Source organism: Actinacidiphila alni, from assembly GCF_900112845.1.
GTDB classification, from domain to species: Bacteria; Actinomycetota; Actinomycetes; order Streptomycetales; family Streptomycetaceae; genus Actinacidiphila; species Actinacidiphila alni.
In genome coordinates this window covers 189,197-205,534 of record NZ_FONG01000013.1, presented here as the reverse complement: position 1 = coordinate 205,534, position 16,338 = coordinate 189,197, and the positions used below count along the sequence as shown (strand labels likewise).

The window sequence follows — 16,338 nt, the reverse complement described above, 5'->3', positions numbered from 1 at the left end:
CGCCGCAGCGGGCGTGCCGTCGTAGCGGTGTCAGGCCATCGCGGCGGGGTCGGTCTGCAGCCGGACCACGAGCTTGCTGATCGTGTCCAGGCTCTTGAAGTTCTTTCCGACGATGTACTCCGGCGGCATGAACAGCCCGTACCTGTCGTGGATATGGGCGATCAGCTCGGTGGTGTTCAGCGAGGTGAGGATTCCGAGCTGGAGCAGCGGGGAATCGGCTTCGATCCCCTCGTTCTCCTCGGGCAGGAATCGCGTTTCCACGAACACCTTCAGCTCCGCGAGGACTTCGTCGTAGCCGTGCTGCGGATCAGAACTGTCGGACATGCGAGGCGACCTCCGAAGTACGGGTGTGACCCGGCGGAACCCCCGACTCCGTGAAGTCGCGGTCGGCTCGGCCAGGCCCCAAAAGTAGCCACGGGCGCCCCGGCCGGGCCTCACCAGAGCTGATGAATTACGCCGCCGGACACCTGCCCCGAAGTGCGTACTTACGGGGGACGCGCGGCTTCCGCTTGGTGTCACGCTCCTCATTAAGGATGAGTACTCACGGGCGTCGCCGCGTGCGGCCGGAGCGGCGAGGATCGAGGGACCATCAGGCGCGCCCGATCACAGGAGGTTCGCGGCCGTGCTGTCTCCCGCCCGACGGATCCAGTTGCTGTGCCTGCCGCACGCCGGCGGCAGCGCCGTGATGTACCACGCGTGGCGGTCCCGGCTCGCCGACGTCGCCGAGGTGCGGCCGGTGGACCTGCCGGGACACGGCAGCCGCAGACGCGAGCCGCCTGCCCAGGACATCGGCGCGCTGGCCCGTGCCCTCGCCGCCGAACTGGCGCCCGGGATCGAGGGACCGTACGCGCTGTACGGCCACAGCTTCGGCGCGGTCGTCGCCTTCGAGCTGGCGCACCGGTTGTCCGAACTGACCGGGCCGCCGGTCGCGTTGATCGTGTCGGGCCGCAATTCGCCCAGGACCCCGCACACCCTGCCGCCGCTGTACGACGCGCCGGCCGCCGAACTGCTGCGGGGCCTGCGGACGTTGGACGGCAGCCTGCCCGCGATCGAGGACAGCCCGGAACTGCTCGACCTGTTCCTGCCGCCGCTCCGTGCCGATCTGCGGATGACGGAGACCTATCGCCGTCCCGCCCGGCTGCCGCTGCTGTCCTGCCCGGTGCATGTCTTCGCCGGCGATCTGGACCCGATCGTGGACGAGGCGGGCCTGGCGGCCTGGGCGGCGGAGACCACCGGGCCGTGCCGGGTCGGCACCCTCCGCGGCGGCCACATGGTGACGGGCAGCACCGAACTCAGTGCCGCGATCGCCGATGTGCTCACCGCCAAGGTGTGAGCGCGGGAACACCGCCTTTGCCCAACCTTCCGCACCACATTCCCTTTCCGCCCCGACGCAGGAGCCAGCGTGGACTTCAGTTGGAGTACCGAGCAGACCGCGCGGTACGAGGAGACCGTGCGCCGGACCGCCGACGCCTTCCCCGCGGACCGCCCCCGAAGGGCCGCGGGCCGCGACGACTGGCTGGCGCTCGGCCGGATCGGCGCCCTGGGCGCCTGTCTGCCCGCCGAGCACGGCGGTGGCGGCCTCGGCGCGCTGGACACCGCACGTGTCATCGAGGCCGTCGGCCGTACGTGCCACGACACCGGCCTGGTCTTCGCCGCCAGTGCCCATCTGTTCGCCTGCGCCGTGCCGATCGCCGAATTCGGCAGCGCGGAACTGAAGAAGCGCTTCCTGCCGGAGCTGGCGTCGGGCCGGATGATCGCGGGCAACGCGATGACCGAGCCCGAGTCGGGTTCCGACGTCTCGCGGCTGCGGGTGACCGCCACCGAGGCGCCGGGCGGCTTCGTGCTCAACGGCGAGAAGAGCTTCGTCAGCAATGGCCCGGCCGCCGACGTCCTGGTCACCTATGCCACCAGCGACCCGGACTCCGGGCACCTCGGGCAGACCGCGTTCGTGGTGCCGGCCGACGCCCGCGGGGTGCTGCGCAGTGAGCCGTTCGAGAAGATGGGCCTGTCCTCGTGCCTGGCCGGCACGGTGACCTTCCGGGACTGCTTCGTCCCCGCGGACCAGGTGCTGGGCGCGGAGGGCATGGGCGCGACGATCTTCCAGACGTCGATGGGCTGGGAGCGGGCCTGCCTGTTCGCGGGCTATCTCGGTCTGATGGACCGGCTGGTCGAGGAATGCGTCGGATTCGCCCGGGAGCGGCGGCAGTTCGGCCGCCGCCTCGCCGAATTCCAGGCCGTCTCGCACCGCGTGGTGGACATGAAGCTGCGGCTGGAGAGCGCCCGGCTGCTGCTGTACCGGGCCTGTTGGGAGATGGACCGGGGCGGGCGGGCGACGCTGCCGGTCGCACTGTCCAAACTCGCGGTGTCCGAGGGCGCGGTGGAGAGCGCGCTGGACGCCGTACGGATTCTCGGCGGCCGCGGCTACCGGTCGGAGTCCGGAATCGAGGCGGCGCTGCGCGACGCGGTGCCGAGTGTGCTGTTCTCCGGCACGTCGGAGATCCAGAAGGAACTCGCCGCAAAGGAGTTGGGGCTGTGAGGCTGCACGAATTCGTCACCGCCGCCGCGGACCGCGCACCGGCCTCACTCGCGGTCGACGCCCCCGACGGGCGGCTGACCTACGGTGAGCTGGACGCCCTCGCCGGGCGCTACGCCGCCGCGCTGGACGCGCGCGGGGTGGGGCCGGGTGACCGGGTGGTGCTGTGGAGTGCCAAGAGCCTCCATGTGGTCGCGTTGATGCAGGCGTGCCTGCGCGCGGGCGCGGTCTATGTGCCGGTGGCGTCGTCCAATCCGCCGTCCCGGCTGGCCCGGATCGTCGCGGCCTGCACCCCCGCGATGGTGGTGACGGACGAGGACGGCGCCGAGGCGGCGGCCGACGCGGGCTGGGACGCGGCGCCCTGCGTGACGTTCGACGGTCTGCTCGCGGCCGGTGACGGGCGGCCGGTGCCCGCGCCCGTGGAAGGCTCCGAGCACGACCCGGCGTACATCCTGTTCACCTCGGGTTCGACCGGTGAGCCCAAGGGGGTGTGCCTGAGCCATCTCAACGCGCTGGCATTCGTCCGCTGGGCCGCGGCGGAACTGCGACTGGTGCCGTCGGACCGCCTTTCGAATCACGCGCCGTTCAATTTCGACCTCTCGGTCTTCGATCTCCACGCGGCATTCCTGGCCGGCGCGAGTGTCCATCTGGTGCCGGAGGCGCTGGCCTACGCGCCGGCCCAGCTCGTCCGTTTCATGGACGAGCACGCGATCACCGTCTGGTACTCGGTGCCGTCCGCACTCACCTTGATGATCACCAGGGGCGGGCTGCTCGACGGGGCGCCGCCGCGCGCGCTGCGGGCCTGCGTCTTCGCGGGCGAGGCTTTCCCCATCGCCCATGTGCACCGGCTGCGCGCCTCCTGGCCGGACGTCCGGCTGCTCAACTGGTACGGCCCCACCGAGACCAATGTCTGCACGTCGTACGAGGTCGGGGCCGCGGACCTGGAGCGGGAGGGCGCGCTGCCGATCGGCGCGGTGTGCTCGGGCGACACCCTGGAGCTGGGCCCGCAGGTCGCCGGTCAGGCGGGACGCGAGCTGCTGGTCGCCGGGCCCACGGTGATGCTCGGCTACTGGGGACAGCCGCCGCAGAGCGGCCCGTACGCGACCGGTGACCTGGTGCGCTACGACGACGCGGGCATGCTGGAGTATCTGGGCCGCCGCGACCACATGGTGAAGATCCGCGGCAATCGGGTGGAGCTGGGCGAGATCGAGAGCGTCCTGAGCCTGCATCCGCAGGTCAGGGATGTGGCCGTGGTCGTGCTCGGGACCGGTCTCACGGCGCGGCTGCACGCAGCGGTGGTCCCGGCCGCGGGCAGCACTCCCGGCCTGCTCGCGCTGAAGCGGTGGAGCGCCGAGCGGCTCCCCACCTACATGCTCGTCGACAGCGTCAGTCTCTTCGACGAGATCCCGCGCACCGGGAACGGCAAGAAGGACCGCCCCCAGGTGCTGAAAATGGTGTCAGGCAGTGGTTCCGGCGAATGACTCCGTGTTTCCTCCGGCGCGGACTATTCCCTTTTCGTAAGCATATATAACGGCATGCACGCGATTACGAAGCGCTAATTTGTCCAGCATGCGCTGGACATGTGATTTGACGGTGCTCTCGCTCAGAAAAAGCGCTTCCGATATTTCCGCGTTCGAGTAACCGCGGATGATGAGCTGGAGCACGTCGCGCTCGCGGCGTGTTATCCCGCTGGCCACCAGATCAACGTCCGGTATTTCCGGCCGCGGCGCTTGCGCCGGGACAGCCGGGGTCGTGGCGGCGGGTGCGGCGGCACCGGCGGTGGGAATCACCAATCGGTATCCGGCGGCGATCATCCGGACGGCGGCGATGATCCGCTCCGGGCTGGCCTGACTGTCGAGAACTCCTTTTGCGCCGGCCGCCTGCCACAGCGGCGCACACCGCTCCAGGCTCTGGACCAGCGCTAATACCCTGGGACGCCCGTCGGGTCCGCCCGTGATGAGCTGTTCGACGGAGCATTGAAAACTCGGCGTTTCGTCCTGTGCGTCAATGATCACCACATGAGGAGACAACCTTGTCACGCACGGGAGAGCCTGCCGGACATCGGCGACCTCGCCCACCACTTGAATGTCGGTTTCCCGGCCCAGTAGAACACTGAGCCCTACACGGGAAACCGCTCTTGAGTCGACGAGAAGAACTCTCGTGATCCCATCCTGAAGCATCGAGCCCCCGACCTTCAGCAAACAGCACGTTATTTCGACTGTAGCACGCAGAAGTGATCAACATCAAGCTGCAACGTTTGGAATCGCAATGATTGAGAGTTAAATCTATGACCCTATTGGGCAATGCCCAGCCCGCCGTCACAGGTCAACGGCGTCACGATAAACCCGGCCGCACCCACAGGTAACCTTTATGCCCCCCAAAGGGGTTTCAACCGACACTCCCGGGTAATTCTCCCGCGCCGCAGGCCGCCGGGAGACCCCCAGGGCCGTCCGGAGCCGTCCGACGACCCCGGCCCGCCCGGTGGTTGGCGTTTGCCCCGGCCGGGGTTACGCTCGAAAATCATCGTCCGATGAATTAAGCCGACGGGGCAGGGGCCATGGCAGACGCGGGGGTCAGACGGTCCGGGCGCAGACCGGGCCGCAGCGGCAGCAGGGACGCGATCCTGCGGGCCGCCCGGCTGAAGTTCGCCGAGCTGGGCTACGAGCGGACGACGGTGCGCGGCATCGCCCGCGAGGCGCAGGTCGACGCCGCCCTCGTCCACCACTTCTTCCGCTCCAAGGAGGGCGTGTTCGCCGCCGCCGTGCACGAGGCGATCCGGCCGATGGAACTGATGCCGGTGGTGCTCGCCGGCGACCCGGCCACCCTGGGCGAGCGGCTGCTGACCGCGGTCCTCGGCCTGTGGGAGTCCGCCGAACGGCACGACGCGCTGCTGGCGGTGCTGCGCTCCGCCGTCTCGCACGAGACCGCGGCCAAGATCCTGCGCGAATTCCTCGGCCGGGAGATCCTCGGCCCCCTCGCCCAGGCCCTGGCCGAGCCCCAACGCGCCCTGCGCGCGGCCCTGTTGGGATCGCAGCTGATCGGTCTGGTGATGGCCAGGTACATCATCAGGATCGAGCCGCTGGCGTCGGCGAGCACCCGCGCGCTGGTCGCCGCGTACGCCCCGGTGATCCAGAAGGCGCTCACCGGCGACGGCCCGATCCGCGGTTCGTTCCCCGGGCCGCTCCCCGATTCGTTCCCCGGCCGAATCACCCCGCAGCCCGGCGGAGCGACGGGGTAGGCGAGGCCCAGGCCGTGTCGGCAGGACACGCGCGAGGTCCCACGGAGGAACGATGGAAGCGAACACCACGGACGACGCCGCGAGTTGCGAGGTGCTGGTGGTCGGCGCCGGGCCCACCGGGCTGCTGGCGGCCGAGGAGCTGGTCAGGCGCGGTGTGACGGTTCGGTTGATCGAGCGGTCCACCGAACGCAGCACACAGAGCCGGGCGTTGGTGGTGGGCGCACGGACCCTGGAAGTGCTGGACGACCTCGGCCTCGCCGAGGAGGCGGTGCGCCGCGGCCGGATCCTGCACCGCATCGACGTGCACCCCGGGCGCGACGACGTCGTCCCGCTCGAACTGGACGGCATCGACTCGCCGTTCCCCTTCGCGCTGTCCCTCCCGCAGCCGGAAGTAGTGGACTTACTGGAATCCGCCGCCGTGAAGCGGGGCGCGGTCGTCGAGCGCGGCACAGAACTGGTGGCCTGCCGTCAGGACGCGAACGGTGTCACGGCGGAGCTGCGAATGCCGGACGGCTCCGGGCAACAGGTGCGCGCCGACTGGCTGATCGCCTGCGACGGGGCGCACAGCGACGTGCGGAGGGCGGCCGGTGTGACCGCCGACCACCGTGACCTGCACCGTGCCTTCCTGCTCGCCGACGTCGCGGCGGACTGGGATCTCCCCCAGGACCGGCTGCACCCCTGGCTGAGCGGCCACGGCATCCTCGTCCTGCTTCCGCTCCCGGAGACCGGATGCTGGCGCGTCATCGCCGACATCCCCGCCGGCGGCGACGCGCCCGAGCCCGACGAGGACATGCTGGCCCGGCTGCTCGCCGAGCGGACCCCGCTCCCCCACCCGGAGCACGCGGTGTCCCGGGTGGACTGGCTGAGCCGTTTCGAGGTCCGCGAGTCACTGGCCGGTCACTACCGGCAGGGACGGATCCTGCTGGCGGGCGACGCCGCGCACACCCACAGCCCGGTGGGCGGCCAGGGCATGAACGTCGGCCTCCAGGACGCGCACAATCTGGCCTGGAAGCTGGCGCTGGTCACCCATGGGCAGGCCGGCGCGCGGCTGCTGGACTCCTACGAGCAGGAGCGCCGTCCGGTGGCGGACCGGGTGCTGCACGCCACCGCCCGGGCCACGAAGGTGGCGACGCTGCACGCCCCGGCCGCCCGTACGCTGCGGCACCAGGCGCTGCGCCTGATCAGCCGGGCCGACCCCGTACGGCACCGGCTGGCCCTCGGCGTCACCGAACTCTTCGTCGACTACGAGCACAGCCCGCAGGTGGACCACGACGATCACGATCACGGGTCCGGAGCGGGCCGGCCGGGAGCCGGCGATCTCTCCCCCGACGCCTTTGTGCACGACGGCACGGGTTTCACCACCTTGCGGCACTGCCTGCGCGGCAGCGACCACGCGCTGCTGGTCCTGCTCGGCTACGAGGACGACCAGGAGACGATCACCGACGTGACGCACGCCGCCCAGGAGGCCGTCGGGGACTTCGGCGTCGTCCTGGCGGTGAGCCGAACGCGCGACCGGGGCGACCTGAGCCGCTCGCTGCTCGGTGACCGGCACGGTGCCTGCCACCGGGCCTTCGGCGCCTCGGGGCCCGGCCTGTGCCTGATCAGGCCGGACCGTTTCATCGCCCATCGCTCGCGGGGCTGGGACATGGCCGGGGTACGGGAGCGGCTGGCGGCTCTCTCTCGCTGATCAAGACGATGGTCAGGACGGCGGGGGCCGGCGCAGCAGGCCGCCGAGCGCGGCGGCCGCGATCCGGTCGGCCTCCTGCCGGGTCAGCGGCAGGTGACCGGCCATCAGACGGAACACCAGCGGGCCGAAGAGCAGGTCGATGGCCGTCTCCCCGTCGATGTCCGGGTCCGCCTCGCCGCGTTCCAGGGCGCGCCGCCACAGTTCGGCGACGGCGTCCCTGCGGCCCTGGAGGAAGAACTCCCGGAAGTAGCTGCCGGCGCCGGGGTCGATGACGCACGCCGCGAGCAGCTGGGAGAAGACCAGGCCGTGATCGCCGGCGTACAGGGCGCTGACCTGCCGCAGGTGCTCGGTCAGGTCGCCGCGCGCGCTGCCGGTGTCCGGCGGCGCGGCGGCGTCGGCCATCCGCAGGCCGAACGCCTCGGCCGCCAGGGCGGTCCTGGACGGCCAGTGCTTGTAGAGCGTCGCCTTGCTGACGCCGGACCGCGCGACGACGGCGTCCATGGTGGTCGCGGGCAAACCGCCCTCGGCCAGGAGTTCGGCCGCCGCACGCAGCGCCGCGTCGTGGACCCGCAGGCTGCGCGGGGTGGTGGGGTGGGCCAGCAGCCCGGGGCGCGCGGGCGCTCCCCCGGGCGGCCGGGTCCCGGTCACTGGAAGCCGACCACGCCGTGCGGGACGTACGGCTCCTCCAGATAGGCGACCTCGTCGTCGTCCAGCGTGAGGTCGAGGGCCGCGATCGCGTCGGTGAGGTGCCCGGGCTTGGTGACGCCGACGATCGGCGCGGTCACCGCCGGGTGCCGCTCCACCCAGGCTAGTGCGACCCGCGCGGCCGGGACGCCGCGCTTGGCGGCCAGTTCCGCGACGCGCTCGACGATGATCCGGTCGTCGTCGTGGTAGAGCGTCTTGCCGAATTCGTCGGTCTCGGTACGCGCGGTGACCGCGTCCCAGGCGCGGGTCAGCCGGCCGCGGGCCAGCGGGCTCCACGGGATGACGCCGATGCCCTGGTCCGCGCAGAGCGGGAGCATCTCGCGCTCCTCCTCGCGGTAGATCAGGTTGTAGTGGTTCTGCATCGACACGAAGCGGGTCCAGCCGTGCAGGTCCGCGGTGTACAGCGCCTTGGCGAACTGCCAGGCGTGCATCGAGGACGCGCCGATGTAGCGGGCCTTGCCCGCCTTCACCACGTCGTGCAGTGCCTCAAGGGTCTCCTCCAGCGGGGTCTCCGGGTCCCACCGGTGGATCTGGTACAGATCGACGTGGTCGACCTGGAGCCGCTTGAGGCTGTTGTCGATCTCGCTGAGGATCGCCTTGCGGGACAGTCCGCCGCCGTTCGGCCCCGGCCGCATCCGGCCGTGCACCTTGGTGGCGATGACCACGTCGTCGCGTGCGGCGAAGTCGCGCACCGCCCGGCCGACGATCTCCTCGCTGCTGCCGTCGCTGTAGACGTTGGCGGTGTCTAGGAAGTTGACCCCGGCGTCGAGCGCCTGCCGGATGATGGCGCGGCTGGCGTCCTCGTCGAGGGTCCACTGATGATTGCCCCGGTCCGCCGCGCCGAAGCTCATGCAGCCGAGGCTGACGGCCGACACCTCAAGACCCGTCGCTCCCAGTCGCGTGTACCGCATACGGATGCCGCCTCCTCGAAGGTCGCACGGGTCTGTCGGCCGTACGGCGCGCCTCGGCGACGCGGGCCCGGGCCGCCCGTGAAATGAACCGGACGTTCAGTTTATTTGGCGCTCCCGCACGGCACAACGGCCGTCCGGGAAGAAACCGGGCGGTCGGTGGCTTCACCACAGGGTGCGGTCGTCGGACCGCCACCTTGCCCCCGTCCCCGCGAAGCCCGTCCCCGTAAAGCCCCCCACGCACCACCAAGGAGCACCTCGTATGACCGTCACCTCCCCCTCCGCCGCCCCGTCCGGCACCTTCCTGCTCGGCGGCAACCGCCCCGTCGTCCGGCTCGGCTTCGGCACCATGCAGCTCACCGGTCCCGGCGTCTGGGGCGACCCGCGCGACCCGGACGAGGCCGTACGCGTCCTGCGCCGCGCGGTCGAGCTGGGCGTCACCTTCCTGGACACCGCCGACTCCTACGGCCCGGTCGTCGCCGAGCCGCTGATCAAGAAGGCGCTGCACCCCTACGCCGACGATCTGGTGATCGCGACGAAGGCGGGCCTGTCCCGGTCCGGTCCCGGCGACTGGCGGCCGCTCGGCCGACCCGAGTATCTGCGGCAGCAGGCCGAGATGAGCCTGCGGCACCTGGGCCTCGACCACATCGATCTGTTCCAGTTGCACCGCATCGACCCCAAGGTGCCGCTCGCGGACCAGGTCGGCGAGCTGAAGCTGCTCCAGGAGGAGGGCAAGATCGTGCACATCGGGCTGTCCGAGGTGAGCGTGGACCAACTCGAACAGGCCAGGGCGGTCGCGGAAATCGCGTCCGTGCAGAATCTGTACAACCTCGCCAACCGTTCGTCCGAGGCGCTGCTGGACCACGCCGAGGCCGCGGGCATCGCCTTCATCCCGTGGTTCCCGCTGGCCACCGGGGAGCTGGCCAAGCCCGGCGGCGCCCTGGCCGACCTGGCCCGGGAGACCGGCGCCACCCCGTCCCAGCTCGCACTCGCGTGGCTGCTGCGCCGCTCGCCGGTGATGCTGCCGATCCCGGGCACGTCGAGCGTCGCGCATCTCGAGGACAACGTCGCGGCGGCCTCCGTGACGCTGTCGGACGCGGAATTCGACGCGCTGACCCGGGCCGTCCAGGCATAAGTCCGGGCGCAGGACAAGACGTAGGCCAAGGCATAGGCCCAGGTATAGGTCCCGGCATAGTTCCGGGCATAGGACGACGGTCGGCCCCGAATACCGGATTCGGGGCCCTCAAAGGTGATTTAGCGTCATATCAAGGCCCACTCGGCCGTGTTGGCCATGCATCGACCCGGCGCGGAACTTGGTGTAGCGTCTGCCGCCGAAGCAGCGTGTCCTTCCGGGGAAAGGACCCGAAGGAAGCCTGCCCCGAACGCCTTTGCCGCATTCATCTGCGAAATGCACGAAAAGGTAACGGGCCGGTGCGACTCCGGGTTTCTTCCCCATGTCTTCGCCCTATCTGTTCCACAGGCGCGTCGATGCGAGGAGTCATGCCATGGTCACGATCACGGCGTTCCACAGCTGTAGGCGAGCCCTCTCGCCCACGATCACATTCCGTCTTCTGCTGGTGCTTTTCTCGGTGGGAGCGCTTTTCGCGGCGGGGCTGTTACTGGCCCGGAACGCGTCCGCCGCCGCTCCGATCCCCGGTTCGCCGCTCGACGCGTACGACAAGCATGTGGCGTACGACGCGGGTGTGCACAAAATCGCCCGGGTGGCCGCTCTCATCGCCTATGTGCTGATGGTCGCCACCGTTGTGCTCGGCGTTCTGCTGCGGTTGAGATTCCTGCAACAGGCCGTCAACCGGGCGACGTTCTACGGCGCCCACATGACGCTGGCACTGTCCGCGATGATCTTCGGCGTGGTGCACGGCGCGACCTTCCTCTACCAGCCGATCTGGCGGATCGGCGCCCGCGAGCTGACCGTGCCGTTCACCGGCGGGGTGCAGCGCCTCCCGGTGGGCTTCGGCATCCTCGGGACCGAACTGGCCATCGCGGTGGGCTGTTCGGTGTGGCTGCAACGCCGGCTCGGCTACCACCGCTGGCTGAGGACCCATCAGTTCGCCTATCTGTCGTTCGCGTTGATCTGGCTGCACGTCTTCCTCGTGCACCCCGAGCCGCGGCACCTCAATCTGGTCTCGGTGGGCGTCGCCGCCGGCGCGGGCACGGTGCTGCTGGCCTTCCTGATCCGCGCCTTCCCGTCCCGCTCCCGGCTGAGACAGCGCGCCTTCATCGGCAAGCCGGGGGCCGCCGGATGACCCAACCGCCCTTCCCCGGCCGGATCCCCGCGGCGCCCCGGCCGCCCGGGCCCTCCCCTGCCACCGCCGCCGCCCGGCCCGTACCCGTGGCCGTTCCCCCGCGGCCCGCCCGGCCGCCGGCGCCCCGCCCGCCGCGCCCGGGTCCGGCACCGGCCGTCCCGGCCCGTCCCGCCGAACGGCCTCTGCACACCGACGCGTTCGCGCCCGCGCGGCCCGTGCTGGTACCCGAGGCGGAGCCGGTACGGATCAGCGTCGACAACAACCGCTGCCACATCTACGGCATCTGCCAGCAGGAGGCACCCGAGGTCTTCCGGATCGCCGAGAGCGGCTCCCTGCACTACACCCGCAGCGTGCCCGCCGCCTACGCGGCCAAGGCCCGCCAGGCCGTGCGGTGCTGTCCGATGCAGGCCATCGCCGTGCACGGCGGCCAGAGCCCGTCGGGCGGTCCCGCCGCCATCGGCCGGCCGCCGGCCCGCCCGCTGCGCAGCGGTTCGGCGGCGCGGTCGAGTCTGCGGCGGATCGTCGTCGCGGGCGCGGGCCTCGCGGGGCTGAGCGCCGCGACCCGGCTCAGGGAACGCGGCTTCGACGGCGAGTTGGTACTCGTCGGCGAGGAGCCGCACCGGCCGTACAGCCGTCCGCCGCTGTCCAAGCAGTATCTGTCGGGGCGGCTCTCGCAAGCGCAGTTGCTCTTCCGCGCCGACGAGGCGCTGGACGCGCACTGGCTGCTGGACACCCAGCTGACCGGACTCGACGCGGTGGCGTCCGCCCTCGAGCTGCGTGGCGGTGAATTCCTGCCGTACGACGGGCTGGTGCTGGCGACCGGTGTGGACGCCAAGCGGCTGCCGGAGGCACCGGTCTTCAGCGACCGGGTGCGTACCGTGCGCACCATCGAGGACGCCGCGGCCGTGCGGCGGGCAATGCACAGCGCGCGGGCCCGCCATGTGGTGATCGTCGGCGGCGGCTTCGTCGGCTGCGAACTGGCCTGCACCGCGCGGGAGAACGGCATGGACGTCACGCTCGTGGTGCACAGCGCGCCGCTGCTGCGCCGGGTGCTGGGGGCCAGGGTCGGCGCGGTGGTCGGCGCGCTCCAGCGCCGCGCGGGCGTCGACGTACGGCTGAGCACCGAGATCACCGAATGGCAGGACCACGGCGACGCGCTGCGGCTGCGGCTCGACGACGGGACCGTGCTGGACTGCGACTTCGTCGTCCTGGGGCTGGGCAGCAGCCCGCGTACGGAGTGGCTGCGCGGCAGCGGTCTGGAGATCTCCGACGGTGTGCTGTGCGGCCCCACCTGTCACGTCGTGGACCAGTGGGGCCGCACCGTCCCGCAGATCGTGGCGGCCGGGGACGTCGCCCGGTGGCCCAATCCGCGGTTCGACGCCGAGCCGCGCCGGGTCGAACACCTCATCCACGCCGTGGAGATGGGGCAGCACGCCGCCGATTCGCTGTTGCGCGGACCGGCCAGAGCCGCCCGCTTCACCCCGGTGCCGCGCTTCTGGTCCGAGCAGCACGGCACCCGTATCCAGGCGGTCGGCATCCCGGCGCTCGGTACGGACACCGAGATCGTGGAGGGTTCGCTGCGCTCCGAGCGCTTCGTGGTGCGGTATTCGCGGCAGACGGCGTACGGCGCGCAGATCGTGGCCGCCGTCGCCTTCGACATGCCGCTCGAACTCCTGGACTACCGCGACCAGATCGGCCGTACGCTGCCGCATGCCCGGCCGGCCGGACGCAGGGGGCACCGATGAGCCGCCGGGCCACCGGCCGCAGGCGGCACTCGGGGCTGCTGCTGTCCGGCGGGGTCCTGTCGTGGCTGCTGAGCGTGCCCGCGCGGCTGCACCTGCGCTGGCTGGTGATCCTTGTCGTCATGGCGGCGGCGATGGCCGCGTACGGCAGGGTGCTGCTCACGGCGGCCCCGATGCCGCCGAGCAGACCGCCGACGGTCCGTTCCGGGCCGTCGCCGTCCCCGTCGTACTGGATGCCGCCCGCGACCTCCCGCCCGCCGCTGGCCCACTGAGCCCGCAAGCGGCGGCGGGGTCAGGAGGCCGGATTGCCCGTCGTGCCCTTGGTGAAGGGGGTCACCACGAATTCGTTGTCGCAGTTGGTGACCTTGCCGGGGAAGACCAGCGACTGCCTGCTGCCCGGCGGGTAGATCCGCAGGCTGGTGGAGGTGGGCAGACAGGTGCCCTGCTGGTTGACGGTCCGGATGGTGTCGCTCGCGGACTCGCCGGGCCGCAGCACCACCGGCTGGTGATCGAGTTGCTGGTACGTGGCGGGGGCGCCGATCTGCTTGCCGTCGGCGTCGAGCAGCGACAGACCGGGGAAGCCGGTCACATGGCACACCGTGCCGCTGTGGTTGGTGAGCACCAGGTAACGGAAGACACTGCCGGCGCCCGCGTCGCCGCCGCCGAGGGACGGGGTGAGCTGCGCGGCGGTGCACAGCGGTGTCGAACCGCCGGTGCCGTCCGTGCCGGTGGTCGGGGTGGTCGGCGGCGTACGGGTCGGCTCGGTGGTGACGGTGGACGGGCCGCCGCCCGGTGTGGGTGTGGTGCGGGACGGGGTGGGTCCCGGCGGCGGGACGACCGGCGGCTTCGTCGGACCGGGCGAGGTGGTCGTGTGCTCGGTGGAATTCGCCGGGGTCGGGACCACTTCCTGCGAGTCGTCCCTGGTGAGCGCGGCGGCGGCGAGGACGGCTCCGCTGATCACGGCCACCGCGAGGGTGCCGCCGGCCAGCGCGCGACCGCGGCGGCGCCGGGCGGCGCGGCGGCGGATGGTCTCGAACGACCCGGCGGGCGGCGCCAGGTACACCGCGGGCGGCCGCAGCAGCGGCTCCAGCGGGTCGAACGGCTCCTCGCCCGGCGCGTCGCCGGGCAGGCCGTCAGGCAGTCCGGTCATGGTGCTCCCCCAGCCGGGCGCGCAGCAGTTCGCGGGCCGCGTGCAGGTCGGCCTTGACCGTACCTTCGTTCCGTCCGAGCAGCGCCGCCACCTGCTGGACGGGCAGATCCGCGTAGTAGTAGAGCAGCGCCGGGTCGCGCAGCCGCTCGGGGAGCGACTGGACGAGCATCCGCACGGACGGGTCGGCGCCCTCCTGCCGCTGCTCCTTCACGACTTCCTCCGTGGTGAACCGGCGCATGGCCCGCCGTTCGCGCTCCAGTTTGCGCCAGTGGTCCCGCACCAGGTTGGCCGCGGTCACATAGAGGTATCCGGTGGGTTCCTCGACCTTGGTCCAGCGTGCCCACAGCCGGGTGAAGGATTCCGAGGCGATCTCGTGCGCGGTCCCGTCGTCGTCCACCAGACGGCGGCACCAGCCCGCCAGGCGCGGGTAGACCGCCTCGAACAGCTCCGAGGCCGCGCGCTCCTGGGACCGGATGTCCGCTCTCCTCACTCGTCGTGCTGGTGCTGATCGTCGTCTGCCCCGGTGGCACCGGGGCAGACGTCCGGTGCCACCGCGGGTTGCCGGTGCGGTTCAGGGCCCGGCTCCCGACGACAGGGACGCGTAGACGATCACGTTGTCCGCGTAGCCGCTTCCGGTGATCCGGGTGCCGCCACAGGTGATGAGACGCAGCGCGGGGTGGTCGACGTTCCCGTAGACCTTGTCGGTGGGGAAACGGGATTTGGCGACGGTCTGGACGGAGTCGACGGTGAAGGTGCCCTGGGCGCCGTCCTTGAGGCCGATCTCGATCCGGTCGCCCGGCACCAGCTTGGCCAGGTGCAGGAAGACGCCGTCGCCGTACTGCCCGACCGTGACATGCCCGAGGATCACCGAGGGGCCGGTCACGCCGGGGGTCGGCGAGCCCTTGTACCAGCCGGCGGGCGAGTGGGCCTGGATCGGCGGGACGGCCACGGTGCCGTCGGAGTTGAGCCCCAGCGACATCACCGGGGTGTCGACGCCGATGGCCGGGATCCGCAGCCGCTGCGGGACCGAGCGGGCCAGCGGGCGGGCGGCGCCGGTCGCCGGCGTCGTACCGCGGACCGGGGAGGTGGTCCGCGGGGACGCAGGCGCCGAGGTCGCCACCGCCGACGAGGCGCTGCCCGGAGTCGGCCGGGCCGCCGGGCCCGTCGAGCAGCCGCAGAGCAGCGTCAGGGCCGCGACGGCGAGCACGCACCCGCCGCGTACCGCAGCTGCGGTACGCGCGGCGCGGGTGCGCGCTGCTTCGGTGGTGGGCGCCAACGGTCAGTCCTGCGCCCGGGTGCGGGACCGGCGGCGCAGCCCCGCGGCCAGGCCGATCGCACCGACGGCCAGCACGCCGGCGCCGGCCATGGCGAGCGTGTCGTGGTCGCTGCCGCCGCCCGCCGACGCGGCGACGCCGGTGTCGGGCGCGCCGCTGGGCACCGTGGTGACCTGCGAGCCGGAGCCCGAGGTCGAACCGGAGGTGCCGGAGCCCGAGCCGGACGAGCGGGTCGGGGTCGCCGTCGGACCGGAGTTCGGCGGGTTGCCGGTGGTCCCGGCGGTGAACGGGGTGACCGCGAACTGGTCGTTGCAGATGGTGACCTTGCCCGCGACGACCAGCGACGCGGTGTTCCCCGGCGGGTAGATCCGCAGCTTGGCCGAGGTCGGCCAGCACGAGCCCATGTGGTTGGCGGTGTGGATGGTGTCGCTCACCGTCCCGCCCGGCCGCAGCACCACGGGCGCGTAGCTGTTGTGCTCGCGCGTGGCGGGCGTGCCGATCTGCTTGCCGCCGGCGTCCAGCAGCGACAGGCCGGGGAATCCGGTGAGGTGACAGGTCGTGCCGCTGTGATTGGTCAGCACGAGGTACTGGTAGAGGTTGCCCGCGCCCGCGTCCTGGCCGCCGAGCGCGGCCGACAGCTGCGAGGTGGCGCACATCGGGGTGCTGGACGTGATGCTCGCGGGCGCGTCCGCGGACGCCGGGGCCGCTCCGAATACGGCGACGGTGGCGGCCGTCGAGAACGCGGCGGCACCGACGGCGAGTGAACTCATACGCATGTCCGGTCTTCCCTTCTCCCCCGCACCCCCGCGCCCGGGACCGGGCGCGGGAAGGCCGTAC

Annotated in this window: 17 protein-coding genes; 9 read left to right on the top strand and 8 right to left on the bottom strand. The window is 71.7% G+C overall.

The window, feature by feature from the left end:
• Window positions 1-30: 30 nt before the first annotated feature.
• Window positions 31-324, bottom strand: a complete 294-nt coding sequence (locus BM076_RS36740; protein WP_093715426.1) for a phosphopantetheine-binding protein — start codon at window positions 322-324, stop codon at window positions 31-33.
• Between the two features lie 298 nt (window positions 325-622).
• Between BM076_RS36740 and BM076_RS22295 the strand changes: the two genes are divergently transcribed.
• The 3 genes from BM076_RS22295 (at window position 623) to BM076_RS22285 (ending at window position 4,014) form a co-directional block, all read left to right on the top strand.
• Window positions 623-1,333 carry a thioesterase II family protein gene (locus BM076_RS22295; protein ID WP_093715425.1) on the top strand — a complete coding sequence of 237 codons (711 nt, stop codon included), beginning with the start codon at window positions 623-625 and terminating at the stop codon, window positions 1,331-1,333.
• A 69-nt stretch (window positions 1,334-1,402) separates the two neighbouring features.
• Window positions 1,403-2,536, top strand: a complete 1,134-nt coding sequence (locus tag BM076_RS22290; RefSeq protein ID WP_093715424.1) for an acyl-CoA dehydrogenase family protein — start codon at window positions 1,403-1,405, stop codon at window positions 2,534-2,536.
• A complete protein-coding gene (locus BM076_RS22285; RefSeq protein WP_093715423.1) occupies window positions 2,533-4,014 on the top strand; it encodes an amino acid adenylation domain-containing protein in 1,482 nt (493 codons plus the stop codon). The genes BM076_RS22290 and BM076_RS22285 overlap by 4 nt, the downstream gene beginning before the upstream one ends.
• Here BM076_RS22285 and BM076_RS22280 read toward each other — a convergent pair.
• Window positions 3,991-4,611, bottom strand: coding sequence for a response regulator transcription factor (locus BM076_RS22280; RefSeq protein WP_143120610.1), 621 nt, complete (start codon window positions 4,609-4,611; stop codon window positions 3,991-3,993). The genes BM076_RS22285 and BM076_RS22280 overlap by 24 nt on opposite strands.
• Window positions 4,612-5,090: 479 nt before the next feature.
• On the opposite strand from BM076_RS22280, the gene BM076_RS22275 reads away from it, so the two are divergent.
• Window positions 5,091-5,771, top strand: a complete 681-nt coding sequence (locus BM076_RS22275; protein WP_093715421.1) for a TetR/AcrR family transcriptional regulator — start codon at window positions 5,091-5,093, stop codon at window positions 5,769-5,771.
• A 52-nt stretch (window positions 5,772-5,823) separates the two neighbouring features.
• On the top strand, window positions 5,824-7,458 hold the full coding sequence (locus tag BM076_RS22270) for an FAD-dependent monooxygenase (RefSeq protein WP_093715420.1): 1,635 nt from the start codon (window positions 5,824-5,826) through the stop codon (window positions 7,456-7,458).
• 12 nt (window positions 7,459-7,470) lie between these two features.
• On the opposite strand, the gene BM076_RS22265 is transcribed toward BM076_RS22270, so the two are convergent.
• Window positions 7,471-8,106: a TetR/AcrR family transcriptional regulator gene (locus BM076_RS22265; protein ID WP_218160107.1), complete on the bottom strand. Its 636-nt coding sequence runs from the start codon at window positions 8,104-8,106 to the stop codon at window positions 7,471-7,473.
• On the bottom strand, window positions 8,103-9,074 hold the full coding sequence (locus BM076_RS22260) for an aldo/keto reductase (RefSeq protein WP_093715419.1): 972 nt from the start codon (window positions 9,072-9,074) through the stop codon (window positions 8,103-8,105). Before BM076_RS22260 ends, BM076_RS22265 begins: the two co-directional genes overlap by 4 nt.
• 259 nt (window positions 9,075-9,333) lie before the next feature.
• Between BM076_RS22260 and BM076_RS22255 the strand changes: the two genes are divergently transcribed.
• The 4 genes from BM076_RS22255 to BM076_RS22240 all read left to right on the top strand — a co-directional run bounded on the left by BM076_RS22255 (window position 9,334) and on the right by BM076_RS22240 (window position 13,349).
• Window positions 9,334-10,206, top strand: coding sequence for an aldo/keto reductase (locus BM076_RS22255; RefSeq protein ID WP_093715418.1), 873 nt, complete (start codon window positions 9,334-9,336; stop codon window positions 10,204-10,206).
• Window positions 10,207-10,660: 454 nt separating this feature from the next.
• Window positions 10,661-11,335, top strand: a complete 675-nt coding sequence (locus BM076_RS22250) for a ferric reductase-like transmembrane domain-containing protein (RefSeq protein WP_177246555.1) — start codon at window positions 10,661-10,663, stop codon at window positions 11,333-11,335.
• A gap of 215 nt (window positions 11,336-11,550) precedes the next feature.
• Window positions 11,551-13,080 carry an FAD-dependent oxidoreductase gene (locus BM076_RS22245; protein WP_177246554.1) on the top strand — a complete coding sequence of 510 codons (1,530 nt, stop codon included), beginning with the start codon at window positions 11,551-11,553 and terminating at the stop codon, window positions 13,078-13,080.
• Complete coding sequence (locus tag BM076_RS22240; protein WP_093715415.1) at window positions 13,077-13,349, top strand: hypothetical protein; 273 nt, start codon at window positions 13,077-13,079, stop codon at window positions 13,347-13,349. The genes BM076_RS22245 and BM076_RS22240 overlap by 4 nt, the downstream gene beginning before the upstream one ends.
• A gap of 20 nt (window positions 13,350-13,369) precedes the next feature.
• On the opposite strand, the gene BM076_RS22235 is transcribed toward BM076_RS22240, so the two are convergent.
• The 4 genes from BM076_RS22235 to BM076_RS22220 all read right to left on the bottom strand — a co-directional run bounded on the left by BM076_RS22235 (window position 13,370) and on the right by BM076_RS22220 (window position 16,277).
• On the bottom strand, window positions 13,370-14,227 hold the full coding sequence (locus BM076_RS22235; RefSeq protein ID WP_093715414.1) for a DUF4232 domain-containing protein: 858 nt from the start codon (window positions 14,225-14,227) through the stop codon (window positions 13,370-13,372).
• Window positions 14,211-14,717 (bottom strand): RNA polymerase sigma factor, encoded by a 507-nt coding sequence (locus BM076_RS22230; RefSeq protein ID WP_093715413.1) that lies wholly within the window; start codon window positions 14,715-14,717, stop codon window positions 14,211-14,213. The genes BM076_RS22235 and BM076_RS22230 overlap by 17 nt, the downstream gene beginning before the upstream one ends.
• An 81-nt stretch (window positions 14,718-14,798) precedes the next feature.
• Window positions 14,799-15,503, bottom strand: coding sequence for a class F sortase (locus BM076_RS22225; protein ID WP_245796216.1), 705 nt, complete (start codon window positions 15,501-15,503; stop codon window positions 14,799-14,801).
• A 3-nt stretch (window positions 15,504-15,506) separates the two neighbouring features.
• Complete coding sequence (locus BM076_RS22220; RefSeq protein WP_093715411.1) at window positions 15,507-16,277, bottom strand: DUF4232 domain-containing protein; 771 nt, start codon at window positions 16,275-16,277, stop codon at window positions 15,507-15,509.
• Window positions 16,278-16,338: the final 61 nt, after the last annotated feature.

Bases quoted from the DNA above. Each gene is read 5' to 3' on its own strand.
- BM076_RS36740 (WP_093715426.1), bottom strand. From the start codon at position 324: ATGTCCGACAGTTCTGATCCGCAGCACGGCTACGACGAAGTCCTCGCG.
- BM076_RS22275 (WP_093715421.1), top strand. From the start codon at position 5,091: ATGGCAGACGCGGGGGTCAGACGGTCCGGGCGCAGACCGGGCCGCAGC.
- BM076_RS22270 (WP_093715420.1), top strand. From the start codon at position 5,824: ATGGAAGCGAACACCACGGACGACGCCGCGAGTTGCGAGGTGCTGGTG.
- BM076_RS22260 (WP_093715419.1), bottom strand. From the start codon at position 9,074: ATGCGGTACACGCGACTGGGAGCGACGGGTCTTGAGGTGTCGGCCGTC.
- BM076_RS22255 (WP_093715418.1), top strand. From the start codon at position 9,334: ATGACCGTCACCTCCCCCTCCGCCGCCCCGTCCGGCACCTTCCTGCTC.
- BM076_RS22240 (WP_093715415.1), top strand. From the start codon at position 13,077: ATGAGCCGCCGGGCCACCGGCCGCAGGCGGCACTCGGGGCTGCTGCTG.
- BM076_RS22235 (WP_093715414.1), bottom strand. From the start codon at position 14,227: ATGACCGGACTGCCTGACGGCCTGCCCGGCGACGCGCCGGGCGAGGAG.
- BM076_RS22220 (WP_093715411.1), bottom strand. From the start codon at position 16,277: ATGCGTATGAGTTCACTCGCCGTCGGTGCCGCCGCGTTCTCGACGGCC.